This is a genomic window from Rhodoglobus sp. G.S.4 (assembly GCF_056619605.1).
In genome coordinates this window covers 554,632-579,962 of the sequence record NZ_CM152748.1, presented here as the reverse complement: position 1 = coordinate 579,962, position 25,331 = coordinate 554,632, and the positions used below count along the sequence as shown (strand labels likewise).

Below are 25,331 nucleotides of genomic sequence, written 5' to 3'. Positions count from 1 at the left end.
TTTCATATATGCTTTTAGGCATGGCTGAGAAGATTATCCTCGACTGCGACCCCGGGCACGACGACGCGATTGCGCTGCTGCTCGCCCATGGCAATCCCCAGATCGAGTTGCTCGGCGTTACTACCGTGATGGGCAATCAGACCATCGAGAAGGTCACTCGCAATGCTCTAGCGATTGCTCGCGTCGCCGGCATCACTGATGTCCCCTTTGCCCGCGGCGCCCATCGCCCGCTCGTTCGCCGAATCGAAGTCGCCGAATCTATCCACGGCGAGTCCGGCCTCGACGGTCCCGTACTCCCCGAACCCACAATCGAGTTGGATGCCCGGCACGCCGTCGACTTCATTATTGACACCGTCATGGCCCACGAGCCAGGCACCGTAACGCTAGTGCCCACCGGCGCCCTCACCAACATCGCTCTCGCTGTCCGTAAAGAACCCCGCATTGCCGAACGCGTGAAGCAAGTCGTGCTCATGGGTGGAGGCGTCAACGTCGGCAACTGGAGCGCAACGAGCGAATTCAACATCGTGATCGACCCCGAAGCCGCGCACATTGTCTTCAACGAGTGCTGGCCGCTCACGATGGTGGGCCTTGATCTCACCCACGAAGCTCTCGCGACTGACGAAGTTGCGGCATCCATCGCGGCCGTCGGCACCGGCCCCGCTCGTTTCGTCGGCGAACTCCTCGACTTCTTCGGCGAGACCTACCGTGATGCGCAAGGCTTCGACCACCCGCCGGTACACGACCCGTGTGCCGTGGCTTTCGTCATCGATCCGAGCGTCATGCAGGTCGTGAAGGTGCCCTTGGATGTCGAACTCACGGGAACTCTCACGCTTGGCATGACCGTTGCCGATTTTCGCGCTCCGGCTCCCGCCGACTGCACGACTCAGGTCGCTCGCAACCTCGATCATCCCAAGTTCTGGGGAATGGTTGTCGACGCTCTCGAGCGCATCGGAGATCCGCAGCTTTAGGCGTTGCTGCTTTGCCGTGCGCGACGCTTTCGCGCACCAAGGTCGACGACGCCGATGAGCATTGCGATAGCGAAGAACAGGGTCGCAGAGAGCATCCCGACACCGTAAGCGTGGTGGTAGAGCTCGACGGTACCTTGGCTGCTGTTTCGTTCGTTGTAGAGCGTGGAGTAGAAGAGCGAGAGTGCTACAGCAGTTCCGATTGCTGTGCCGATGCGCTGCCCCAGTTGACCGACGGATCCAGCAAGTCCGCCCTCGACCGGCGGGATGTCGTTCAGTGTGAGTGTCTGATTGGGCGAAATCACTAGTCCACCGCCGGTTCCTCCGATGAGGAATGCGGCTGCCATCACGAATGGAGTGATTGCCGGCGGAGTGAGGATCGCCGCGGCCATGAGAAGTCCAAGCCCCACCAACAGGATGGCGAGTCCCACAACAACCAGCGAGCGACCGTAGCGCTCAACCAAGAGACCACCGCGCCACGACGAAAACGCGCTCGTCAGGGCGAACCCGATTGTCACCATTCCGGCAAAGACGGGCTCGAGACCGAGACCGAGTTGCAGGTAGAGGGTCGTGAGGAGGAACATCGCCGGCATCGCGGCAAAGTAGACCGTAGCGAGCATGGTTCCATTGCGGAACGAACTAATACGAAAGAGCTTTAGCGGAACGAGGGGCGCGCGGCCCCCTGCGGCATAGCGACGTTCCCACGCGACGAATGCTGCAGCGGCGAGCACAAAGACCACAAGCAACCACCATCGGTTGGGATCATCAGTTGGCGCTCCCGTCGTGAACAAGAATGGCCACATTAGCGCCAAGACGGTGACGCCAAATATTGCGATACCGATCGGGTCGAGGTCGAGGCGCCCATAGGTTGCTTTGGAGGTCGCGGGAAGGATGCGCCAAGCCAGAACGAGAGCGATAATGCCGAGAGGAACATTCATCCAGAAGATGTAGCGCCAGCCGTCTTGGGCACCACCAAGAGCAATCATGAGCCCACCGAGGGTCGGGCCGAACGCAGTTGCGATCCCGATCATTGCGCCGAACAAACCGAAGGCCCGACCACGCTCTGGCCCGCGGAACAACTGCTGGATAAGACCAATCACCTGGGGCATTTGGATGCCGGCCGCGACACCCTGCAGAAGTCGAGACGCCAGCAAAAGTTCGGCCGTCGGCGCAATAGCGCACGCAATACTGGCGAGAGTGAACAGCGTCAGTCCGGTCAAGAACAGCGCCTTGCGAGATCGCTGATCTCCCAGCCGGCCAGCCGGCACCAGAATCAAACCGAACGTCAAGACGTAGCCAGAGACGATCAGCTGCAACTGAGTGGAGCTTGCTCCCAGTGCATCTTCAATCGAGGGTAGTGCTACGTTGACCTTCGACAGATCCAGGATCGTGATCGCCGCAACGACGACACAAACCCAAAAGGCACGCCATTTATCGGTGTCGCTGAGAGCCGCTCCGGCACCCGCGGTGGTCTGATCCGCTTTAGTCATTTGTCTAACTTTACGTCAGCAAATGAGACCCCTCGTTCAGCCTTTACCGAGTCAAGCTCCCGAAATTAGTGCGACTTCCGTTTGTTCTAGTCGATGCGTCCCGCGATCAGCGGTCCGCCATCGTGCACGGTGTCGCCGGCGTCGCCGATGCGGTACGCGCCATCAAGAGACTCAAGCGCACGCTCGAATCGAGCCGGCTCATCCGCGTGCATAGTGAATAGCGGTTCACCCTTTCGCACCGTGTCGCCGGGCTTGGCGTGGAGATCGATTCCCGCAGCGTGCTGAACCGGGTCCTGCTTGCGCGCACGGCCTGCACCCAAGCGCCAGGCAGCAACACCGAATGGCAGAGCTTCCTGTTCGACGAGAACACCGTCGCGGTCAGCAAGAACAACGTGGCTTTCCTTGGGTTGGGGTAGCGCACCATCCGGGTCTCCGCCTTGCGCGGCGATCATGCCGCGCCAAGCATCCATTGCCTGACCGTTGTCGAGAGCAGCCTCAACATCTGCGTCGGGTTGGCCAACCTGAGCGAGCATTTCGCGGGCCAATGCGACAGTCAGGGCGCGAACGTCGGCGGGTCCACCACCGGCGAGCACCTCAACAGATTCACGAACCTCGTTGGCGTTTCCGATCGTGAGACCAAGGGGAACGTTCATGTTGGTGAGCAGGGCAACTGTCTTGACACCAGCGTCGTTACCGAGGCGAACCATGGTCTCGGCGAGTTCTCGACTGCGAGCCGCGTCTTTCATAAACGCACCAGAACCGAACTTCACGTCAAGCACGAGAGCAGAGGTGCCCTCGGCAATTTTCTTGCTCATGATGGAGGATGCGATCAACGGAATAGCTTCGACAGTTCCGGTGATGTCGCGAAGGGCATACAACTTCTTGTCTGCCGGAGCGAGGCCAGAACCGGCGGCACAAATCACTCCACCAACGCCACGCAGTTGCGCATAAAACTCTTCGTTGCTGAGGTCGGCACGCCAGCCGGGAATGCTCTCGAGCTTGTCAAGTGTGCCGCCCGTGTGGCCAAGGCCGCGGCCGGAAAGCTGCGGCACGGCAACGCCGAACGACGCAACCAGGGGTGCAAGCGGCAACGTAATTTTGTCACCGACACCACCGGTCGAGTGCTTGTCGGTTGTTGGCTTGCCGAGTCCGTCAAAGCTCAGGGTCTCGCCACTGGCGATCATTGCGAGGGTGAGGTCGCGAATCTCTTCGCGCTCCATACCGTTGATGAAGATGGCCATTGTCATGGCAGCCATCTGTTCGTCGCCGACATAACCGCGAGTGTAAGCATCCACGAGCCAGTTGATTTGGTCGGTGCTGAGTACGCCCTTGTCGCGCTTGGTGTGGATGAGATCGACGGCATCGAATCGTTCAATTGCTGTTTCTTCACTGTTATTCACTGCGGTACTCCTCAAGAGTGCGTGGCCCGAACGCGTCGGGAATTACTTCGTCAATTGTTTTGATGCCAGAAACTGTTTCGAGCAGCATGCCTTCAGCGGAGTGCTCAAACAGCAGCTGGCGGCAGCGGCCACAGGGCATGAGAGCGTTGCCTTTGCCATCCACGCAAGTGAAGGCGACAAGCTTGCCGCCGCCCGTCATGTGCAGTGCGGAGACCATGGTGCACTCTGCGCACAGCGTGAGGCCATAGGAAGCGTTTTCTACGTTGGCTCCCGAAATTATCCGGCCATCGTCGACAATGGCGGCGACGCCGACCGGAAACTTCGAATAGGGAACGTAGGCGTGACTCAGGGCATCTGTGGCGACGAGCCTCAGCGCATCCCAGTCAATTGATTGCGGCTCGATCGTCATAGCGTTACCCCTTTATGTACGGTGTTCCGGATGCGGCTGGCGGCCGAGACTTTCCGACCAAGCCGGCTACGGCAATGATTGTCACCACGTACGGCAGCATGAGCATGAACTCGCTCGGCACCGGCGAACCGACAACGCTCAAAGCGTTCTGCAGGTTGCTGGCGAAACCGAAGAGCAGTGCGGCGAGCGTCGCCTTGATCGGATCCCAGCGGCCGAAGATGACAGCGGCGAGAGCAATAAAGCCGGCTCCAGCCGTGACGTCCTTTCCGAACTGGCCCGTCTGGCTCAGCGTGATGAATGCTCCACCGAGACCAGCAATTGCTCCCGCGAGAGCAACATTCCAGAATCGCGTGCGGGTCACGTTGATACCAACAGTGTCAGCAGCCTTGGGGTGCTCGCCCACCGCGCGTAGGCGGAGTCCCCAGCGAGTGCGGTACAGCGCGAAGGCAACAGCCGCCACGATGATGTAGAGCAAGTAAACGATGAGGGTCTGCTTGAAGAGAACCGGTCCGACAATCGGGATACCGCTCAAGAAAGGAATCGGCAATACCGAGAACCCTTCTGGATTATTCAACCGCTCTGGGCTCTCAACAAGCCACTGCGAGTAGAGGAACCCGGTGAGGCCAGACACCAGAACGTTGATGACAACACCGACGATGATCTGGTTGACAAGGTACTTGATTGCGAATACCGAGAGCAGGAACGAGACAAGCATTCCCGCAACCGCAGCCGCGAACAGTCCAGCAAAGGGGGATGCGGTGATTGTGCCAACGACCGCTGAGACGAATGCTCCAGCGAGCAGCTGAGCCTCAATGGCGATGTTGACAACACCAACACGCTCGGAGATCACACCGCCGAGTGCACCAAAGATGAGCGGCACAGCGAGAACAAGGGCCCCAGCGAGCAGTTCAGGAACGCGCAGCGTTTCGTCGGCAGCGGCCCACGTAAGAAATCCGGTGAGAGCGAATAGTGCGCCAAGAACAGGAACCCAGGTCGGCACTGTACGGTCTTGCGAAATCATGTACGCGGAGACGATGGAGATCAACGCCATCAGTATCGTGACAACGATGCCAGTGGCCAGCGCAGGCAAATGAACCACAGGCAACTGGAAGAGATCAGTCCCAGTCGAGAGGTTGAACCCTGTAGGCGCATCCTCGGCAAAGCCGATAAACAACACTCCCGAAATCACGGCGACAATCGCGAACGCAATCGGCATCTTCCAACTGCGGCGATCAATCTTCGAGCCGGCGAGGCTCTTGCTGTCTGAAGTCTTGGTGAGAGTCATTAGCTGACCACCTTCTTTGCGCGAGCGCCGGGTTGCGGCAAACGGAACACAGCACGCACGAGCGGCGGAGCTGCGATAAACAGAACGATCAGCGACTGAACAACCAGAACGATGTCGATCGGGATACTCTGCGAAGCCTGCATGGTGAATCCACCAGCCTTGAACGCCCCGAACAGTACACCGGCGGCGAACGTTCCCCACGGCGTTGAGCGGCCAAGCAATGCAACGGTAATAGCGTCGAAGCCGATACCGGCATCCACCCCAGAAGTGAAACCACTTGTCGTAGTTCCGAGAACTTCGGTGCTTGCCGCAAGACCGGCGTAGCCACCGGCGATCAGCATCACGTAGATGTAGAGACGCTCCACCTTGATGCCGGCAACTCGAGCCGCATGCGGGTTGAGCCCCACAGCGCGGAACTTGAAGCCGAGACTCGAACGTTCAATCAACCACCATGCCAACACCGTGGCCGCAATAACGACGATGAAACCCCAGTGGAGTTTGAAACCGTCACCAAAAATCGGCGGAAGTACAGCGTTATCAGCGGCGGGCGGAGTCTTCGGGTTGTTGGATCCGGGGTTCTTAAGTAGATCAGTGCGCAGCAAGAAGCTGATCAGGTAGTAGGCGACGTAGTTGAGCATGATCGTCACGATCACCTCGTGCGCTCCGGTTCTTGCCTTCAAAACGCCAGCAATAGCGCCCCACAGAGCGCCACCGATGATGCCCATGATGACGGCGACTACAACGTGGATGACAATGGGCAGATCCCACGCGAAGCTCGCATAGCCCGCGAATGCTGCACCGACGATGATCTGGCCGCGGCCACCGATGTTGAACAGTCCAACACGGAACGCGATGGCAACACCGAGACCGGCTGCGATCAGCGGCGTCGCGAAGACCAGTGTCTGCGTCAGTGGCTTGATCGCAGAGAGAAAGTCATCGCGGCGGAAGTCATACACCGATCCCTGGAAGAGAGCGAGGTAGGCGCCACCAACGGCGCTTCCGATCGCGGCAAAAAGGTCGCCGGGGCGGGCGAAGAAGTATCCGGCCGCATCCTGAACATCAGGGTCGGTCAGGGCAATGAGCACTCCGCCGATAATGATTGCCAGAAGGACGGCAAGCACCGAAAGGAGAGCGTTGCCCGACGCAATTTCGCGGAACGCATTCGTCCACCGAGCGGTGTCCTGATTGGTCTCCGAGTTCTCGGCACCCTGGGTCAACGCTGCCGCTTCAGACGACTGATCTACAGACGACTGATCTTCAGCATTCTGATCTTCTGGTTTCTGATCTTCTGGTTTCTGATCTTCTGGTTTCTGGGACGTTGGCTCGCTCATGCTGCCTCCTCCGTAATGCGTTCGCCGGCCATCATGAGGCCGAGTTTTTCGCGGGGGGTGTCCGCCGGTACGATTCCAACAATCTGGCCCTTGTACATGACCGCGATACGGTCAGCTAGGGAGACAACTTCGTCGAGTTCTGTCGACACGACAATCACGGGAAGTCCGCGATCGCGCACGCCAACGATCTGCTCGTGAACGAACTCAATAGATCCAACATCGAGACCTCGGGTTGGTTGCGAGACGACGAGAAGTGATAGCTCGCGACTCAGTTCGCGCGCCAATACAACCTTCTGTTGGTTACCACCCGAAAGCTGGGAAACGCTTTCGTGAATGCTCTGGGCGCGAATGTCGAACGCTTCGAGCTTGTCGACGGCAAACTCATTCAGCGTGTCTGTCTTGAGAGTGCCGTACTGCACGAAGGGTGCCCCGTCACTGCGGTCAAGCATGAGATTCTCGGCAATACTGAACCCGCCAACCAGACCATCAAGCGTGCGGTCTTCCGGCACGTAGCCAACACCCTCATCAAGAATTTGGCGGGCGTTGAGGCCCAATAGTTCTTTGCCATTCAGAGAGATCGAACCGGATGCGCGTGGCTGCATCCCCAACAGTGCCTCGGCGAGCTCGGTCTGTCCGTTACCTTGCACACCTGCAATTGCGAGAATCTCACCACCCTGAACAGTGACACTGAGGTCCTTCACAGCACGGTTGCCGAACTCATCAGCTATCGACAGATTCTCGATGACGAGAGAATTTTCCGTAAGTTGCGCAGGTGCCTTATCGATCGTGAGGTCTACGGCACGACCGACCATGAGCGATGCAAGTTCTTCCTTGTCGGCGCTGGGGTCGGCTTCACCAACAACCTTGCCTAGGCGGATGACCGTGATGCGGTCAGCGACTTCGCGAACCTCACGCAGTTTGTGCGTAATGAAAACAATGGAAGTGCCCTCTGACTTGAGTTGGCGCATGATGGCCATGAACTCGTCAGTCTCTTGGGGCGTTAATACGGCGGTTGGCTCATCAAAAACGAGAACCTTCGCCTCACGGGAGAGCGCCTTGACGATCTCAACCCGCTGCTGAACTCCCACGGGGAGATCTTCGACAAGGGCGTCGGGATCGATGTCGAATCCGAATCGTGCCGAAATGTCTCGCACGAGGGTGCGCGCGGCGTCGAGATTCAGTAGCCCTGGTCCGTAGACCTCTTCGTGCCCGAGCGCCACGTTCTCCGCGACGCTAAAGACAGGGATCAACATGAAGTGCTGGTGGACCATGCCAATGCCGGAACGCATAGCGTCTCCAGGGCCGGCGAAGTGGCGTACTTCGTCGTCGATGAGAATCTCGCCCTCTTCAGCCTGATACAGGCCGTAGAGAACATTCATCAACGTTGACTTGCCCGCGCCGTTCTCGCCGAGGAGGCAATGGATCTCGCCCTCTTCGATTGTGAGATCAATATGATCGTTCGCGATTAGGTCACCAAAGCGCTTGGTTATACCTCGCAGCTCAAGTTTCACAATCTCTCCTCAGTGCTGATTCGGCGTCGTCGCCGTCGTTTGATTTCACAAGATTAGCCTCAGAAGACTAGTCCAAAACGAAGGGGGCTGACCCTCAGGCCAGCCCCCTCAGTTCTTTATACCTAGTTGAGGTACGACTTCACGGCGATGTCGCCGGAGATGATGCCGTCCTTTACAGCGACGAGCTCTGCCTCGAGGCCGCCGTCAACCTTGGACTCGAAGTCGTGGAACGGCGCGATGCCAACTCCACCGTTTTCGAGGGTTCCAATGTAGGGAGTGGTGTCAAGCGAACCGCTCGATGCTTCCATTACGACCTCTTCAACAGCAACACTGATCTGCTTGAGGATCGAGGTGAGGAACAAGTCCGCTGCTGCGGTCTCGGTCTCGGTCAGGTCAGCGTCAACACCGATCATGGCGATGTCCTTGCCGGAGTCGCGAATTGCCTCAACTGCGCTCTGGAAGATCGGGCCACCGACGGGAAGCAGAACGTCTGCACCCTGGTCGATCAGGTTCTGTGCTGCTGCACGCGAGTCGGTTCCGGGAGCGAAGCTACCGATGAACGTTCCGTCCTGTGCTGCGACATCCCAACCGCGGACCGTGACTGCTGCACCCTTTTCGGAGTTGTAGTAGTCAACACCCTGTGCTGCGCCATCCATGAAGATCGAAACGGTCGGGAAGTTCATTCCGCCGTAGGTTCCAACAACACCGGTGGTCGAGTAGCTTGCTGCTGCGTATCCTGCGAGGAACGCTGCGCCTGCAGTGTCGAAGAGGATCGGCTTGATGTTGTCTGCGTCGGTCGTGCCGTCGAAGTCGTTGTCAGCGGCGTCATCAACAATTGCGAAGTTGACGTCGGGGTTTGCCAGAGCAAACTCAACGGTTGCAGCGGAAAGGTTGAACCCAACAGTAACGATCAGGTCGCAACCCTCGGCAATGAGGCTCTCGATGTTGGGTGCGTAGTCTGCGTCGCTAGTCGACTCAACAGTGAGGAAGTCAACGCCGAGTTCGTCGGCTGCCTTTTCGATACCTTCATAACCGAGCTGGTTGAACGACTTGTCGTCGAATCCGCCAGAGTCAGAAACCATGCAGGGGAGGAAGTCGAGCGCTTCGCCCGAACCCTCTGCGGACTCTTCCGGTGCTGCTGCGCAACCGGCGAGTACGAGTGCGCTCGTTGCAACGAGCGCCATGCCGCTGAGTGTGCGGCCGTGAGTGCTGATTCTCAAGGTGTCCTCCAAGATGCTGTTCGACAGAAATTGTCGAAACATGATTCACCTACGCTACCGAAGAATCAAGAAAACGAATGTGCGAATATGAGCGCTGAAGCCGAATGGTTACAAATGCGAAATCACATCGTCACAACACATCGTTGCGGCCAGAGATTTTTAGAGCATCCACTACAGATTTGACGCGTTGAGCGTTCGCAGTTGTCGTAACCAGCAAAGCGTCTGGAGTATCGACCACGACAATGTCGTTTACCCCAATTAGGGAAATAAGCCGGTCAGTCTGGCTAATCACTACTCCGGTGGATTTGTCGGCGAGTACGCGAGCATTTTCACCGAGAATCGCGAGGTCAGATTTGCGACCGCCGGAGTGCAATTTAGCGATCGACGCAAAGTCTCCAACGTCGTCCCAATCGAAGTCGCCAGGAACAACAACAAGTCGCCCCTCCGCGGCAGCAGGTTCTGCAACCGTGTAATCGATCGCGATCTTGGCGAGGTGCGGCCACACCCGGTCAACAACAGCGCCGCGAGCTGGGGTATCCCAAGCTTCGGCAAGTTCGGTGAGCCCGACGAGCAACTCTGGCTCGGCTTTGCCCAATTGCTCAAGCAGGACATCGGCACGCGAGATGAACATCCCGGCGTTCCAGAGATAGTCGCCACTGGTCAAATAGGACTCAGCGGTCGCAAAGTCTGGCTTCTCGACGAATGATTCAACAGAGACGGCGCTCGGAGCGCCATCAACATCAATCGCGCCGCTGCAGTGAATGTATCCAAACCCGATTGCCGGTTCGGACGGTGTGATTCCAATTGCCGCAATGTAGCCAGCGTTCGCGACAGCAATAGCTTCGCGCACGCTGCGACGAAATCCGCGGATGTCGCGAATAACGTGATCAGCAGCAAACGACCCGATAACGACGTTGGGGTCGCGCTTGAGCAGTATCGCGGCGGCAAGCCCGATGGCGGCGGAGGAATCTTTCGGTTCACTCTCCAGCACAACGTTGGCGTCGCTCAATTCGGGAAGCTGCTTTTCGACAGCTGCACGATGCGCTCGCCCCGTGACGACCATGATGCGGTCGGGGCCAGATAGCGGTGCGAGTCGATCCCAGGTGTCGCGAAGCAGTGTCTGACCTGACCCGGTGAGATCGTGCAAAAACTTGGGAGCATCTGCCCGCGACAGCGGCCACAGTCGCGATCCGATGCCACCGGCAGGGATCACACTGTAGAAATTGTCGAAAGGTGCCTGAAGTTGGCTCATACATCCACCCTAGACTTCAGCGCCCGTTAACTCGCCCGTTGTTCGCACCTCCTAGCGTGACCAGTACGACAACCGATTGAGGTGCTGAATTTGCGGGTCGCCATTGTTAGCGAAAGTTTTCTTCCCACGGTCAATGGCGTCACCAATAGCGTGAGCAAGGTGCTCGACTACTTGAGCGCCGAGGGCCACGAAGCAATCGTGATTTGTCCCGCGGCAGGCGCCCCCGCCACTTATGCGGGTTTCACCGTTCACTCGGTACCAGCGCTCGCCTACCGCCAATTTCCGGTCGGGCTCCCCAACCCGCAGGTGCACAAACTCATCGCCGACTTTCGGCCGGATGTCGTTCACGCGGCAGCACCTTTTCTCTTAGGGGCGCAGGCAATTGCCTCCGCCAATCGGCTCGGCATTGCCACCGTCGCAATCTTCCAGACGGATGTCGCCGGTTACGCTCGCCGCCATCGCCTCGGTCCGGCAACGAAACTGGCGTGGCGCATCGTGCGCTGGATCCACGATGGTGCTCAACTCACTCTCGCTCCGTCGAGCACCGCTATGGCCGATCTGAAAGCCATCGGGCTGACAAAGCTTGAGAGATGGGGTCGCGGTGTTGACCTCGCGATGTATCACCCTGCAAAGAAACTGACCCCCGAAACGGCAAAGCTGCGCAAGCGGCTCTCTCCCCACGGGGAGGTAGTCGTTGGCTATGTCGGGCGCGTCGCGCCCGAGAAGCAAGTGGAACGGCTGAGAGCGCTTCGCGGTCTCGACGGGGTGCGCGTCGCGATTGTCGGAGACGGTTCATCGGTTCCTCATGTCAAGAAGGAGCTTGCCGGCATCCCGGTCACGTGGCTTGGTCGCTTGGGCGGCGAAGAGCTGGCAACGGCGTATGCGGCCTTCGATGTCTTTGTGCACACGGGCACGGAGGAGACTTTTGGCCAGACGCTTCAGGAAGCGCACTCGGCGGGATTGCCCGTTGTTGCACCCCGCTCCGGGGGGCCTATCGATCTGATTGATCACGGCACGAACGGCTTTCTCTTCGAGGCAGACAACGAAAGTCAGCTGCGGGCGTTCGTTGAGGCATTGGTGATCGACCCTGAGCTGCGCTCCCGTATGGGCGAGGCCGGTCGACGCACAGTGCTTGGCAAGTCGTGGAGCGGTGTCTGTGCGCAGCTCGTCGATTACTACACGGCAACGATTGCCGCTGGAGTTGTTCGCGCCTCTGAGCGGGCTCACGCGCGATCGCGCTGACCATACTCCCTGGCTTCCTCGAACGCCGTGACCTAGAGTGCACTCTAGGCAGAAGGATGGGCTTGGCTCACACTTCGGAGACGACGGGACCTCATGGGCGACACGAAAGAACGCGTACTAACAATCGGTGAGGTTGCTGCAGCAACAGGCGTCACTGACCACACGCTGCGCTATTACGAAAAGGCGGGCATCCTGGTCGTGCCGCGGCTAGCAAACGGACAACGCCGCTACCGCGAGATCGATGTGAAAGCTGTCGAATTCATCAGTCACCTTCGACGAACCGGGATGCCTATCCGCACCATTCGCGAGTATGCCGATCTCGTTCGCAGCCCACAAGACACCTCCGCAGACCGGATGCGGTTGCTCGAACAACATCGAGAGAATGTTGCCCGCGAACTGGCCGAGCAACAGCAACACCTTGCCGGAATCACTCAGAAGATTGAGTGGTATCGAGCATCACTGGCCGTGCGCGATGATGACGAGACAGCCGTCAGCAGTGAAGTATCGAAAGAAACTGCGCGGGAAAAGACTGTAGCCCGTTAACTTTCCGAGAATTCACGAAATCATCCCGGATTTGCGGCTATTTAGCGTGAGGTGGGAAGCAAGGCGCTCCGCGCAGGAATAGACTGGGTAGGTCCGCCTGTGCGGACACTCATCGGTCGCGGTGGACGCGACCCCACACCGCAAGGAGGGTCCTCGTGCCAGAGAAGTCGGCGAGCAACCTAGTGGCGGAGCCGCAGTCTCCCCCGAAGATCCGCTCACCCAAAAGACCTGCCGGCACCCTGTACCGGGGCAACGAGGGCATGTGGTCGTGGGTGCTTCACCGCATTACCGGTGTCGCCATCTACTTCTTCCTTCTTGTTCACATTCTTGACACCGCACTTGTTCGCGTGAGTCCAGAGGCCTACAACGCCGTTATTTCGACCTACAAGACTCCGTTGATGGGTCTTGGAGAGATCGCTCTGGTTGCGGCAATTGCCTTCCACGCCTTTAACGGCCTGCGCATCATCCTGATCGACTTCTGGGCATTCGGCGCGAAACACCAACGCGCAATGTTCTGGGTGGTCATCGGACTCTGGCTTGTTCTGCTCGCCGGATTCATTCCCCGCCAGCTAATGCACGTCTTCGGAGGTTGAGCATGAGTCTCATCGAAGCCCCCCGCACCCCCACCCGTGGCCGCCGCACTGGCGGAGTCAACTGGGAAAAATGGGGATGGATCTACATGCGCGCCTCTGGCGTAGTGCTCATCGTTCTCATCTTCGGCCACCTCTTCGTCAACCTTGTTGCCGGCGAAGGCGTCAAGGCAATTGACTTCGCGTTTGTCGGCGGAAAGCTCTCCGACCCGTTCTGGGCAGTCTGGGATGGCCTCATGCTGTGGCTCGCTTTGATCCACGGCGGTAACGGGATGCGCACGCTCGTCAACGACTACGCAACCAACCCCAAGGTGCGAAAAGTTCTACTGATTGGAATCGCCGCATCCACGGCGATCCTGATCCTTTTGGGAACCCTGGTGATTACCACCTTCGATCCCTGCCCCGCCGGAGCTGACCCAGCTCTGTTAGCCAGCATCTGTGAGGGACGCTAATTGTCTACGATTAATACTGGCGATATCGCCGACGGAACCATCATCGATGGAGTCCATTACCACCAATTCGACATTGTGATCGTTGGCGCCGGCGGCGCTGGCATGCGTGCCGCTATTGAAGCCGGCCCGCACGCCAAGACTGCGGTCATCTCCAAGCTCTACCCCACGCGTTCGCACACCGGTGCAGCGCAGGGTGGCATGGCAGCGGCCCTTGCCAATGTTGAAGAAGACAACTGGGAATGGCACACCTACGACACCGTCAAGGGTGGCGACTACCTCGTTGACCAAGACGCAGCCGAAATCCTCGCCAAAGAGGCAATCGACGCCGTGGTCGACCTTGAAAATATGGGTCTTCCGTTCAACCGCACCGCCGACGGCAAGATTGATCAGCGTCGCTTCGGTGGTCACACTCGCGAGCACGGCAAGGCCCCTGTACGCCGTGCCTGCTACGCCGCTGACCGCACTGGTCACATGATTCTTCAGACTCTGTACCAAAACTGCGTCAAACTCGGCATCAACTTCTTCAACGAGTTCTACGTACTCGACCTCATCATGACCGAGGTCGACGGCGTTGAAGAGCCCGCTGGCGTCGTTGCCTACGAACTCGCCACCGGTGACCTCCACGTGTTCCAGTCGAAGGCCACCATCTTTGCTACTGGCGGATTCGGCAAGATTTTCAAGACCACATCCAATGCTCACACCCTCACCGGTGACGGCGTCGGGATCATCTGGCGCAAGGGCCTGCCTCTCGAAGACATGGAGTTCTTCCAGTTCCACCCCACCGGGTTGGCTGGTCTCGGCATCCTGCTCTCCGAAGCTGCACGTGGAGAGGGCGCTATCCTGCGCAACTCCGAGGGTGAGCGCTTCATGGAGCGCTACACGCCGACGCTCAAGGACCTCGCTCCGCGTGACATCGTTGCGCGTTCGATGGCCACCGAGATTCGCGAAGGTCGTGGAGCTGGTCCAGACAAGGACTACCTGTTCCTCGACATCACGCACCTCGAGCCCGCCGTCATTGACGAAAAGCTGCCAGACATCACCGAGTTCGCTCGCACCTACCTCGGTGTTGAGCCCTACACCGAGCCCGTTCCTGTGCTGCCGACCGCGCACTACGCCATGGGTGGCATCCCGACCAACGTTCAGGCCGAAGTGCTTCGCAACAACACGGATGTCGTCAAGGGCCTCTACGCCGCCGGCGAGTGTGCGTGTGTTTCCGTTCACGGCTCCAACCGTCTGGGCACTAATTCGCTGCTCGATATCAACGTCTTCGGAAAGCGGGCCGGAAAGGCCGCCGTCGAATACGTGAAGACTGCCGAGTTTGTGCCGCTGCCCGAGAATCCTGCCGGCGGCGTTAAGGACATCCTCGACATGGTTCGGGCTGGTGATGGCACCGAGCGTATTGCCACGATCCGTAAAGAGTTGCAGGTCTCGATGGACCGCAACGCCCAGATTTTCCGCACCGATGAGAGCCTCGCTGAGGTCACCACGCTCATCCAGAACCTGCGTGCTCGTTACCGAAACATCCAACTTCACGACAAGGGCAAGCGGTTCAACACCGACCTGCTCGAAGCCGTAGAACTTGGCTTCCTGCTTGACCTCGCCGAAGTACTCGTATTCTCGGCTCGTTCACGCAAGGAAAGCCGTGGCGGCCACATGCGTGAGGACTATCCCAACCGTGATGACGAGAATTTCCTCGTGCACACGATGGCGTACCTCACGGGCGACCCAGAATCAGAAGAGGCGGGTGACCACATCCGACTTGATTGGAAGCCAGTAGTGATCACCAACTACCCGCCGATGGAGAGAAAGTACTAATGAGCACTGCCGTCGCTGACAAAAAGCCTGCCGCACCACAGGCCATTCCTACCCTGAACATAACGCTGCGCGTCCGTCGATTTGACCCGGAAATTGACGACGAGCCGCGCTGGGAAGACTTTGCTTTGGAGGTCCTCGCGACCGACAGGATTTTGGACGCTCTGCACAAGATCAAGTGGGAGATGGATGGCTCGCTGACGTTCCGTCGCTCGTGCGCTCACGGGGTATGTGGTTCTGATGCAATGCGCATCAACAGCCGCAATCGCCTGGCGTGCAAGACGCTGATCAAAGATCTCGACATCTCGAAGCCGATCACCGTTGAAGCCATCAAGGGTCTCCCGCTGGAGAAAGACTTGATCGTCGACATGGAGCCGTTCTTTGACTCCTTCAAGGAGGTCAACCCCTTCTTGATGGCTGGCCCTGTCAAGGGTGGCAAAGAGCGCAAGCAGAGCCCGGTGGAGCGCGCACGTTTCGATGACACCACTAAGTGCATCCTGTGTGCTGCGTGCACGTCGAGCTGCCCCGTGTTCTGGACTGATGGACAGTACTTCGGTCCTGCCGCCATCGTGAATGCCCACCGCTTTATTTTCGACTCTCGCGATGAGGGTTCGCAGGTTCGCCTCGACATCCTCAACGACAAAGAGGGCGTGTGGCGTTGCCGCACTACCTTCAACTGCACCGACGCCTGCCCCCGCGGCATCCAAGTCACTCAGGCGATTGCTGAAGTGAAGCAGGCCATCATCAAGGGACGACCGTAGCGGCGTTCCCTGTACGACTTGAGATCGGCCCTGTTGCTACCGCGGTAGCCACAGGGCCGATGTCGCTTAACGTGCGTCACCCACGGCGCACGACTAGGCAGAAGCCTCAGGAGGCTCACTATAGAGACTGGGTTGAGCCCGAACTATGACGCCATTCCTGAAACTGTTTTGGGGAACTGAAAAGCAGTCTCTAATTCAGCAAGTGGATGGTGATGCCCTGGTTGGCTCCGCTCGAAAGGCTCAGGGGCTTGATGAGGTCATTGATGAGACCATCGAGACTCCCAAGAATGCCACCCAGCAGTCCTCCACCACCGACAATTCCCGCAAGGTAATTGCGGTCAACAGTTTGCACGAGGTCGAGCGACGCGAGCCCTCCAGGAACCCCGGTGACTGTGAGAACGAACGTCCCGTTGCTTGAAACCGTCGTGGTCGCATAGACAATGCCTGCCCCCTGCAACGAGAGATGTGCTCCCGGGGTCGCGGTTCCTGCAAGGTTCAGGTCGATGTCGGCGCCGACCACCCCGCCGGGTGCCGTGTGCCCTTCCGGCGCTGCTCCCCCGCTAATACTGCCGACAACAGAGTCGACGAGAATGCCAATCGCATTGCCAACACCGCCAACGACTCCCCCGAGACCTCCGGTCGAATTTGCGCTATCCCCGGTTCCAGCCTCCATCGACGGCACAGTCGGAATGACCAGGTTTCCGGGAGCTGAACGACCGGCGCCTAGATCGTCATTCACCGGCGAAATTGACGCGCTAACTTCGCCCTGAGTGTCAGACGACTGCGTAGTCGGTGCTGCAATCGAAGGAGCATCATCGCGAGGTCCCATCACAACGAGAGAGCCGGTGAGGGCAACGGCAGCGGCAAGTGAACCGGCAAGAGCTACCGGCAGCGCTCCGACGGTTGCCCCACTCGCGGCCGTCCCCGCTGTGACACCAGCAAAGTGGGTTCCACCGAGCACCGCTGCCGGCATTGCTGGCGCGGCTGCCGCTGTGAGAGAGACTGCCCCGGACTGCGCGAACGCACTTAAGAAACCACCACCGGCAACGCCACCGAGCAGCAACGGAATCATGACGAGTGCGAGGCGTGACCCAACCTCGTCAATTTCCTCACAGACAATCGCACAGCGCGCGCAGGACTCGAGATGAGAATTCACTCGACGCGAATCCCGCTCGCTCAGACTCTGACGGGCATGCTCACCAAATTTGGACATCGCCCACTGGCATTCACCGGATGCCGAAGCATCGTTGATGTGAGCCTGCAACCGCGCCTTGCGAAGACCCTCACGTGCGCGATACGACAGCGCTGCGACGCCATTGGCGCTCATGCCAAGAATAGGTGCAACCTCGTGAGGGTCCATCCCTTCTACCTCGGTGTACCACAGCACTGATTGCCAACGCTCGGGGAGTCCACGAAATGCCTGCGCGGTGAGCGTGCGGTCGAGCGCGAGAGTAACGGGGTCATCGATAGTGCTTGGGTCTTCATAGTCGGCGATCTCATCCACTTGCACTTCACGTGAAGCTGCCCCCCATGTTGAGGCGAGATTGCGGATGGTCGTATACAAGTAGGGGCGAAAGGCTCCCCGGGGGCCGCCGCCCGCCAGCACACGCTGGTAAATACGCGCGAACGCCTCAGACACGAGATCGTCCGCGTCTATCGACGTGTACTGACGAGCGACACAGATACCCGAGCGGTAGTGGCGACTCCACAGCTCGGCGAAAGCGTTTTGTACCCCCGTACGTGCTTGCGCCAGCAGCTGTTCGTCCGAAGTGGTTAATTTCAGAGCCACGATTCCGCTCATCCCCCTGATCCATTTTTGGGCCTCTCTGTTTCCCTGCGGAACGAAGGCGGTGGAGATTTTTGCCTTCATATTTAGAGAGACGGAGAAACTCCTGTTTTATGACGCAGACTATCCAGATTGGTGAAAAATCTGTGCCCCCATTTGGGGGCTACAGGTCATTCTGGCCCTAACGTTTCCCCCACTTAGCAATGCTCACGTTACCTGTTCACGTTCAGACCCGGCGCGTAATCTAGACCACATGACGACACTTACAGCGCTGTATATCAACACGACACTCAAGCGTTCCCCCGAGCTGAGCCACACAGACGGGCTCATCGAGCGGAGCCGCCGAGTCATGGAAAATTCGGGTGTTTCGACGGAAGTTATTCGCGCGGTCGACCACAAAATTGCCCCCGGCGTGTACCCCGATATGCGCGATCATGGATGGGATGTTGATGCTTGGCCCGAGCTCTGGCCGCGCGTGGAGAGAGCAAATATTCTCATTCTGGCTGGACCAATTTGGCTTGGCGACCAGTCATCAGAGTCGCGAAAAATCATCGAAAGGCTCTACGCCCACAGCGGCGAGACCAACGACAAAGGCCAGTATGTGTTCTACGGCAAAGTCGGCGGGGCGCTAGTCACCGGAAACGAAGACGGCGTCAAGCACATCTCCTCCAACATTCTGTACAGCCTTCAGCACATCGGCTACACAATTCCGCCGCAGGCTGACGCTGGGTGGATCGGCGAGGTCGGACCAGGACCCAGTTACCTCGATGAGGGATCTGGCGGTCCAGAGAACGACTTCACTAACCGCAACACCACATTCATGGCGCACAACCTCATCCACTTAGCCACGATGTTGAACGCCAACGGCGGAATTCCGGCCGAAGGAAACGTGCCCGCTGAGTGGAAAGACGGCAAGCGGTTCGGTTTTGACGCGAACCCTGAGTACCGCTAGCTAGCGTTCGCAGCGGCTTCGCGAGCGGTTGGCCCCGTCGTCGCGTTGATCGCTGCTTCTGCTCGCACCTTGGCCTGCTCAAGCGTTACCGTTTTGAGCTCGGCACGCACGTCGGCGAGCGCCGCAGGGGTCATAGAAAGACTGGTCACTCCAAGACCGACAAGCACGACGGCGAGCTGCGGATCTGCTGCGGCTTCACCACACACACCGACCGGCTTACCGGCGGCGGCACCAGCAGCACCGATCATCTTCACGAGACGAAGCACTGCAGGATGCCATGGGTCCTGGAATTTGGCCAGGGTGCCAAGCATTCGGTCTGCTGCCAGCGTGTACTGGGTGAGGTCGTTAGAGCCGATCGAGACGAAGTCACTGCGTTCGGCGATCTGATCGGCGAGCACGGCGAGCGACGGCACCTCCGCCATCACACCGACGGTGTTGAGGCCGAGTTCGCGACCCAGGGAGACAAAGTATTCGGTCTCTTCGGCATCCGACACCATCGGGGCCATGACCCAGAGGTCGGCGTCGGTAGCATTCTGAGCGTTGACGAGTGCCGTGAGTTGGTCGCGCAGGATGTTCTCGTTAACGCGCAGAGAGCGCAGTCCGCGCTGCCCGAGGGCGGGGTTTGCTTCTTCGCCCATGTCCATGAAGCTGAGCGGCTTGTCTGCGCCAGCATCGAGGGCACGCACGACAACCTTTTTGCCGGGAAAGTGCTTCAGCATCTCTGTGTACTCTGCGGTCTGCTCTTCGACGGTCGGTGCGCTCGTGGCATCGAGGAACATCAGTTCGGTGCGGAACAGTCCGACACCTTCAGCGCCGAGCTCAACGGCTTGAGCAGCCTCGGACGGTGTACCGAGGTTTGCAAGAAGAGGCACCATGGTGCCGTCGGCGAGCTCACCGTCAGTAATGGGGGCGCTAGCTGCGGCGGCGAGCTCAGCAATGCGGGCTTCAGCAGCGGACTGCTGGTCAGCGGTCGGTTCCGTCGTGATGGTACCGGTACCGGCATCCACGATCACCAGAGTGTCGTCAGCAAGATCGAGAGCTTCAGCAACGCCCATAATCGCGGGGATAGCTTTAGAGCGCGCAAGGATCGCAGTGTGGCTGGTTGGGCCACCCTGACGCGTAACGAGGGCGAGAACCTTGTCGAGTTCAAGAAGAGCAGTGTCCGCTGGGGCAAGGTCGTCAGCAACGAGCACAAAAGGCTCATCGCGCTGAGGAACACCGGGGGCTTCGACACCACGGAGGCGGGCAACAACGCGCTGGCTGACATCACTGAGGTCGGTTGCGCGCTCAGCCATCATGCCGCCGAGAGAAATCAACATCTCGCGAAACTGGCCGAACGCTTCAAAGACAGCGCGTTCAGCGGTCTTGCCACCATCGATGATGTCGTTGACGCTATCGAGAATGGAGGGGTCTTCAGCCATGAGCGCTGTTGCCGTGAGCACTTCGTTTGCCTCGGCATCCGCCTTTTCGGCGCGCGCACGAAGATCTGCTGCCACAAACGTCAACGCTGAGGCCGCGGATTCTTTCTCTGCTGCGGCATCGCCAGAGTGGCGTGCATCTTTCGGTTCAGGAAGCGGGTCGGGCATACGCACGACTTTCCCGATGGCTACCGATCGTCCAACTCCAACACCCTGAAGCTCCATATGATCTGACCTCTCCTCTGAGTTACGCACAGACAGCCTAGCTATTCTTGAGGGATGCAGCTTGCGCAACGACTGAAACCAGCCATTGAGTGGGTACTGGCCCTCCGCCCGGTGCGAGTTTTTTTGCACTACACCGAGAAGCTTGGCCCGCTATTGTCTTTCGGGCTCTCGTACCAGGCAATCTTTGCTGTATTCGCTGCTCTCTGGGTGGGGTTTGCGGTCGCCGGCTTTATTGTGCAGGGCGATCCAATACTGCTCAATGCGGTCTATAACTTCATTTCTACGAACATTCCGGGCCTCATCGGTGACGGAAGCGGCAACGGTGCAATCACCCGAGAGACCCTTGCTGACACTCAAATACTGGGTATCACTGGAGCGATCGCGGCTGGAGGTTTAGCCTTCACCGCTCTGGGCTGGATCGCATCGGGTCGCAGCGCGATCCGCACAATGTTCGGGCTTGAGAGCTCACAAACAAATTTCTTGCTTCTGAAATTGAAGGATGCCGGGCTCGCGATCGGCTTTGGGCTTGCGATTGTGGCCTCCGCAGCAGCGTCAATCGCCAGCTCGGCCGCGCTGAACTGGCTACTCGGGCTTCTCTCGATCAACGAAAATTCGTTTGCCTCACGAGCGGGGGCGCAAATCATTGCCCTTGTCATTGTCCTCGTTCTCGATACGGCAACGCTCGGAATCTTCTACCGTGTGATCTCGGGAATCAAGATTCCTTTCCGGATGCTCGCTCAGGGAACGATCATCGCGGCGCTCGCGCTCGGCGCCCTCAAGTTCGGAGGAGGCTTCCTTCTCGAGGGGGCAACCCGCAACCCACTTCTCGCATCTTTCGCGGTAATCATCGGTCTGCTGATCTGGTTCAACTTGATTTGTCAGATCATCCTGATCGGGTCTGCGTGGATTGCCGTCGGTGCCGACGATGCCGAACTTGACCTCAGCGGTGAAAAGCGCGATGAGGATGCTCCGCGGGCGGTTACCGCGACTAAAGCGACCGATGACGCTCAAGCGAAGAAGGCCGAACGGCAGGCTATTCGCGAGGCTAGTCGCGAGGCTAAGAACACCCCAGAGGATCGCAGCGATAGTGATCGAGCGAGTGAAGTGAAGTTCAAGCGCACCTTCAAACGGATGATGAAACGCAACAAGCGCAAGTGACGCGAATTGCTCGAGGGCGCGAGCAGCACACGGTCAGTGCGCGTCGGTAGTCTTGAGGCATGGCAACACGTCTTCGCATCGCATCAGTCAACGTCAATGGTGTTCGCGCCGCTTACCGCAAGGGCATGGGCGACTGGTTGGATGCCCGTGACATCGACATTCTGGCGCTTCAAGAGGTTCGTGCCGCCGACGCCGACATCGAAGGGTTGCTCGGCGATGGCTGGAACATCCTGCACGACGCCGCGACCGCCAAGGGGCGCGCGGGAGTCGCGCTGGCCTCACGCAAGGGTTCTGCGGCATCCGCCCCTCTTGCTCACCGCGTAGCGCTCGGCGCCGACGACTTCGACAGCGCTGGCCGCTGGCTCGAAGCTGACTTCGACGTCAACGGTAAGACCGTCACCGTCGTCAGCACCTACGTTCACTCGGGCGTTGTCGATACCCCGAAGCAGGTCGAGAAGTACAAGTTCTTAGAGGCCATGCTCGTGCGCCTGCCCGAGCTTGCCGCCCACAGCGACCACGCCCTCATCGTCGGCGACCTCAACGTGGGTCACCGCGAACTCGACATCAAGAACTGGCGCGGCAACCGCAAGAAGGCCGGCTTCTTGCTCGAGGAGCGCGCCTACTTCGACCGCTTCTTCGGCGCCGCTGGCGAGACCATTGAGTGCGTTGATGGCACGACCGCGCCCGGCCTCGGTTGGGTAGATGTCGGCCGCCAATTCGCTGGAGAAGTGGACGGCCCGTACTCCTGGTGGTCGCAGCGCGGCCAAGCTTTCGACACCGACACCGGTTGGCGTATCGACTACCACGTCGCCACCCCCGCGCTTGCAGCCACCGTTGCGGATTACCGCATCGACAAGGCCGGCGCCTGGGATGAGCGCTGGAGCGATCACGCTCCCGTCGTTGTTGACTATTCCATCTGAAAGAATTAGCCCATGAGCACCACACCTCGCCTGTTTTCAGGCATGCAGCCGTCTGCCGATTCGCTCCACGTGGGCAACTACATTGGCGCGCTCATGCAGTGGCGCGAGATGCAGCAGAACTACGACGCGGTCTTCTGCGTTGTCGACATGCACGCCATCACCGTTCCGCAGGAGCCCGAGCTGCTGCGCGCCCAAACTCGTCGCACCGCCGCGCAGTACATTGCCGGTGGCATCGACCCCGAGCACTCGGTGCTCTTCGTTCAGTCGCAGGTTCCGGCGCACGCCGAGCTTGCCTGGGTGCTGAACACCATCACCGGCTTCGGTGAGGCTTCGCGCATGACCCAGTTCAAAGACAAGTCAGCAAAGCAGGGATCGGATGCCGCCTCCGTTGGCCTCTTCACCTACCCCGTGCTCATGGCCGCCGACATCCTGCTCTACGACACCGCCATTGTGCCGGTGGGCGAAGATCAGCGTCAGCACATCGAGCTCACGCGTGACCTCGCCACCCGCTTCAATTCGCGGTTCGGCGACACCTTCGTGATGCCCGAGCCTCAGATTCAGAAGGCCACGGCCAAGATTTACGACCTGCAGAACCCCGAGTCGAAGATGAGCAAATCGGCGACGACGGATGCTGGCGTGCTGTGGTTACTCGACGAGCCCTCCAAGACGGCCAAGAAAATCAAATCTGCCGTGACGGATGCGGACCGCGAGATTCGGTTCGACCGCGGGGCAAAGCCGGGCGTCTCGAATCTGCTCACTCTGCACTCCACGTTTAGCGGCACATCCATTGCCGACCTCGAAGCGCAGTTCGAGGGCAAGGGTTATGGCGACCTCAAGAAGGAAGTTGCCGAGGTTGTGACAGCTGAATTCGCCCCCGTGCGCGAGCGCACCCTTGAGCTACTGAATGACCCTGCCGAGCTCGACCGCATGCTCAGCAAAAACGCTGAACGTGCTAACGAAATGGCCCAAAAGACGCTTGACCGCGTCTACGACAGAATCGGCTTCCTGCCGCGGGTGCGCTAATGCAAACTTTTACTCTCACGAGCGAACGCCTCACTCTCGACGCCCTCACCGGTGAAGATGCTGAGCTGATGACCGCCTACTGCCAAGACCCAATCTTTGAGCACACGCTCACGATCCCCTGGCCCTACGTGAAGTCGGATGCCGAATTCTTCATCAACAACCTGGTGGCACAGTGGTGGGAAGATGACGACGAATACACTTGGGCGATCCGCGAAACCGGCAAGCCTGAACTGCTCGGCGTCATCAGCTTTCGCCTCTACAACGACACCATCGGCTACTGGATGGGCGAACCGCACCGCGGCCAAGGCTTCATGAAAGAAGCTGTCGCTGAGGTCTGCCGCTGGGTCTTCTCGACCGGCCGCCCCGAAGTGCGCTGGGAAGCCCTCGTCGGCAACAAAGCCTCCGCTGCCATCGCAAAGAGCCTCGGCTTCATCTACACCGGCATCGAACCTGCCTCGAGCGAATACCGTGGCGGAACACACCCACCGTCGTGGTGGGCAACCCTCACCGCACCGGATGAGAACCCCACGTATGAGGTCGAATCCGGCCAGCCGTGGCCGGTCTAGCTCTGACTTCGGTCGCTGTATGAGCATCACCGTCGCCCTCTTTGACCTTGACGACACCCTGTTTGCCCACCGGGCATCCGTCGATCTCGGCATTCGTAACCACCGTCGCTCACTCGGCGCTGCGTTCGCTGCGGGGCCGACCAGCGACGGCAGCGTCGTGTGGCCTGACGACGCGGCTGAGAGTGTGCGCTGGACCGCGCTCGAAGAACACCACTACCACCGCTACCTCGGCGGCGAACTGACCTTCGAAGGGCAACGGCAAGCTCGCGCCCGCGGCTTCGTCGAGCCCTACGGCGTGACCCTCACCGATGCCGAATCCAGCCTCTGGTTCGACACCTACTTCGAGGCGTACCGCGCAGCGTGGCACCTGCACGATGATGCTCTGGCCTGCCTCGACGCACTCGAGGCCCGCTCCCCCGCTACCCGCCTCGGCATCATCACCAACGGTGAACTCGACTTTCAAACGCGCAAAGTAGAGACGGTCGACATAGCCCACCGCATCGAACACCTCGTCGCCAGCGGCGAATTCGGGCACACCAAACCTGACCCGCGCATCTTTCACCACGCCTGCGGACTCTTCAACGTCGAACCCGCCAGCGCCGTCTACATCGGCGACCGGCTAGCCACGGATGCGCTGGGAGCCGCGAACGCCGGACTCACCGGAGTGTGGCTCGACCGCGAGCGCAGCGCAACCACCGACCAGCTCGACGAAGCTCGGGCGGGCGGCGTCAGCGTCATCCACTCGCTTGATGAGTTGGCCGGGCTGCTCGACTGACGTTGCGTCGTCACATTTCGTGGGAATACTTTCTGCCCAGCCGCGTTGAGTAGACTAAGCAAAGCAAAACGTGCTCCGGGGCTCGGTGAGAATCCGAACCGGCGGTTATAGTCCGCGACCCGCGCCGAAGTGAGAACTTCGAAACGGTTGACCTGGTGAAACTCCGGGACCGACGGTAATGAAGTCGCAAGATTTCTCAGTCCGGATAAGAGGAAGCACGAGCCGAACCATCTGTGGTGCCCGAA

Annotated in this window: 23 protein-coding genes and 1 riboswitch; of the genes, 13 read left to right on the top strand and 10 right to left on the bottom strand. The window is 59.3% G+C overall.

The window, feature by feature from the left end:
- Positions 1-20 precede the first annotated feature (20 nt).
- Complete coding sequence (gene uriH, locus AC061P_RS02900; RefSeq protein ID WP_449648284.1) at positions 21-968, top strand: uridine-preferring nucleoside hydrolase UriH; 948 nt, start codon at positions 21-23, stop codon at positions 966-968.
- Here the strand turns inward: uriH and AC061P_RS02895 are convergent.
- The 8 genes from AC061P_RS02895 to AC061P_RS02860 all read right to left on the bottom strand — a co-directional run bounded on the left by AC061P_RS02895 (position 965) and on the right by AC061P_RS02860 (position 10,863).
- Positions 965-2,455 (bottom strand): MFS transporter, encoded by a 1,491-nt coding sequence (locus AC061P_RS02895; RefSeq protein ID WP_480391777.1) that lies wholly within the window; start codon positions 2,453-2,455, stop codon positions 965-967. The two genes, uriH and AC061P_RS02895, sit on opposite strands and share 4 nt — an antisense overlap.
- A gap of 86 nt (positions 2,456-2,541) precedes the next feature.
- Positions 2,542-3,855: a thymidine phosphorylase gene (locus tag AC061P_RS02890; RefSeq protein WP_449648286.1), complete on the bottom strand. Its 1,314-nt coding sequence runs from the start codon at positions 3,853-3,855 to the stop codon at positions 2,542-2,544.
- A complete protein-coding gene (locus AC061P_RS02885; RefSeq protein WP_010205718.1) occupies positions 3,848-4,264 on the bottom strand; it encodes a cytidine deaminase in 417 nt (138 codons plus the stop codon). Before AC061P_RS02885 ends, AC061P_RS02890 begins: the two co-directional genes overlap by 8 nt.
- A 4-nt stretch (positions 4,265-4,268) precedes the next feature.
- Positions 4,269-5,549 carry an ABC transporter permease gene (locus AC061P_RS02880; protein ID WP_449648287.1) on the bottom strand — a complete coding sequence of 427 codons (1,281 nt, stop codon included), beginning with the start codon at positions 5,547-5,549 and terminating at the stop codon, positions 4,269-4,271.
- Entirely contained in the window at positions 5,549-6,880 is a 1,332-nt protein-coding gene (locus AC061P_RS02875; protein ID WP_480391776.1) for an ABC transporter permease, read from the bottom strand. The genes AC061P_RS02880 and AC061P_RS02875 overlap by 1 nt, the downstream gene beginning before the upstream one ends.
- Positions 6,877-8,391: an ABC transporter ATP-binding protein gene (locus tag AC061P_RS02870; RefSeq protein ID WP_480391775.1), complete on the bottom strand. Its 1,515-nt coding sequence runs from the start codon at positions 8,389-8,391 to the stop codon at positions 6,877-6,879. Before AC061P_RS02870 ends, AC061P_RS02875 begins: the two co-directional genes overlap by 4 nt.
- Before the next feature lie 122 nt (positions 8,392-8,513).
- Positions 8,514-9,653: a BMP family lipoprotein gene (locus AC061P_RS02865; protein ID WP_449648290.1), complete on the bottom strand. Its 1,140-nt coding sequence runs from the start codon at positions 9,651-9,653 to the stop codon at positions 8,514-8,516.
- An 88-nt stretch (positions 9,654-9,741) separates the two neighbouring features.
- The gene (locus AC061P_RS02860; protein ID WP_449648291.1) at positions 9,742-10,863 is read right to left on the bottom strand and encodes a mannose-1-phosphate guanylyltransferase; all 1,122 of its coding nucleotides are present in this window, start codon (positions 10,861-10,863) and stop codon (positions 9,742-9,744) included.
- A gap of 90 nt (positions 10,864-10,953) precedes the next feature.
- Between AC061P_RS02860 and AC061P_RS02855 the strand changes: the two genes are divergently transcribed.
- From AC061P_RS02855 to AC061P_RS02830, 6 genes are all read left to right on the top strand, one after another.
- Complete coding sequence (locus tag AC061P_RS02855) at positions 10,954-12,105, top strand: glycosyltransferase family 4 protein (RefSeq protein ID WP_480391774.1); 1,152 nt, start codon at positions 10,954-10,956, stop codon at positions 12,103-12,105.
- Positions 12,106-12,198: 93 nt separating this feature from the next.
- On the top strand, positions 12,199-12,648 hold the full coding sequence (locus tag AC061P_RS02850; protein ID WP_449648293.1) for a MerR family transcriptional regulator: 450 nt from the start codon (positions 12,199-12,201) through the stop codon (positions 12,646-12,648).
- A gap of 182 nt (positions 12,649-12,830) precedes the next feature.
- The gene (sdhC, locus tag AC061P_RS02845; protein ID WP_449648508.1) at positions 12,831-13,241 is read left to right on the top strand and encodes a succinate dehydrogenase, cytochrome b556 subunit; all 411 of its coding nucleotides are present in this window, start codon (positions 12,831-12,833) and stop codon (positions 13,239-13,241) included.
- A 2-nt stretch (positions 13,242-13,243) separates the two neighbouring features.
- Positions 13,244-13,690 carry a succinate dehydrogenase hydrophobic membrane anchor subunit gene (locus AC061P_RS02840; RefSeq protein ID WP_449648294.1) on the top strand — a complete coding sequence of 149 codons (447 nt, stop codon included), beginning with the start codon at positions 13,244-13,246 and terminating at the stop codon, positions 13,688-13,690.
- Positions 13,691-15,505: a succinate dehydrogenase flavoprotein subunit gene (sdhA, locus tag AC061P_RS02835; RefSeq protein WP_449648295.1), complete on the top strand. Its 1,815-nt coding sequence runs from the start codon at positions 13,691-13,693 to the stop codon at positions 15,503-15,505. It begins immediately after the preceding gene.
- Entirely contained in the window at positions 15,505-16,263 is a 759-nt protein-coding gene (locus tag AC061P_RS02830) for a succinate dehydrogenase iron-sulfur subunit (RefSeq protein WP_449648296.1), read from the top strand. The genes sdhA and AC061P_RS02830 overlap by 1 nt, the downstream gene beginning before the upstream one ends.
- A 190-nt stretch (positions 16,264-16,453) precedes the next feature.
- On the opposite strand, the gene AC061P_RS02825 is transcribed toward AC061P_RS02830, so the two are convergent.
- Complete coding sequence (locus AC061P_RS02825; RefSeq protein ID WP_449648297.1) at positions 16,454-18,064, bottom strand: sigma-70 family RNA polymerase sigma factor; 1,611 nt, start codon at positions 18,062-18,064, stop codon at positions 16,454-16,456.
- Positions 18,065-18,302: 238 nt separating this feature from the next.
- Here AC061P_RS02825 and AC061P_RS02820 point away from each other — a divergent pair, with 238 nt between their 5' ends.
- The gene (locus AC061P_RS02820) at positions 18,303-19,001 is read left to right on the top strand and encodes a flavodoxin family protein (RefSeq protein ID WP_449648298.1); all 699 of its coding nucleotides are present in this window, start codon (positions 18,303-18,305) and stop codon (positions 18,999-19,001) included.
- Here the strand turns inward: AC061P_RS02820 and ptsP are convergent.
- Entirely contained in the window at positions 18,998-20,644 is a 1,647-nt protein-coding gene (gene ptsP, locus AC061P_RS02815; protein ID WP_449648509.1) for a phosphoenolpyruvate--protein phosphotransferase, read from the bottom strand. The two genes, AC061P_RS02820 and ptsP, sit on opposite strands and share 4 nt — an antisense overlap.
- A gap of 54 nt (positions 20,645-20,698) precedes the next feature.
- Between ptsP and AC061P_RS02810 the strand changes: the two genes are divergently transcribed.
- Genes AC061P_RS02810 through AC061P_RS02790 form a run of 5 tightly spaced genes read left to right on the top strand, consistent with a single transcriptional unit; the run spans position 20,699 to position 25,086 of the window.
- Positions 20,699-21,802 carry a YihY/virulence factor BrkB family protein gene (locus AC061P_RS02810; RefSeq protein WP_480391773.1) on the top strand — a complete coding sequence of 368 codons (1,104 nt, stop codon included), beginning with the start codon at positions 20,699-20,701 and terminating at the stop codon, positions 21,800-21,802.
- A gap of 59 nt (positions 21,803-21,861) precedes the next feature.
- Positions 21,862-22,722, top strand: coding sequence for an exodeoxyribonuclease III (locus AC061P_RS02805; protein WP_449648300.1), 861 nt, complete (start codon positions 21,862-21,864; stop codon positions 22,720-22,722).
- Between the two features lie 12 nt (positions 22,723-22,734).
- Positions 22,735-23,745: a tryptophan--tRNA ligase gene (gene trpS, locus AC061P_RS02800; protein ID WP_449648301.1), complete on the top strand. Its 1,011-nt coding sequence runs from the start codon at positions 22,735-22,737 to the stop codon at positions 23,743-23,745.
- Positions 23,745-24,311 carry a GNAT family N-acetyltransferase gene (locus AC061P_RS02795; protein WP_449648302.1) on the top strand — a complete coding sequence of 189 codons (567 nt, stop codon included), beginning with the start codon at positions 23,745-23,747 and terminating at the stop codon, positions 24,309-24,311. Before trpS ends, AC061P_RS02795 begins: the two co-directional genes overlap by 1 nt.
- Positions 24,312-24,330: 19 nt before the next feature.
- Positions 24,331-25,086 carry an HAD family hydrolase gene (locus AC061P_RS02790; protein WP_449648303.1) on the top strand — a complete coding sequence of 252 codons (756 nt, stop codon included), beginning with the start codon at positions 24,331-24,333 and terminating at the stop codon, positions 25,084-25,086.
- Between the two features lie 67 nt (positions 25,087-25,153).
- Positions 25,154-25,308: riboswitch (FMN riboswitch) on the top strand.
- Positions 25,309-25,331: the final 23 nt, after the last annotated feature.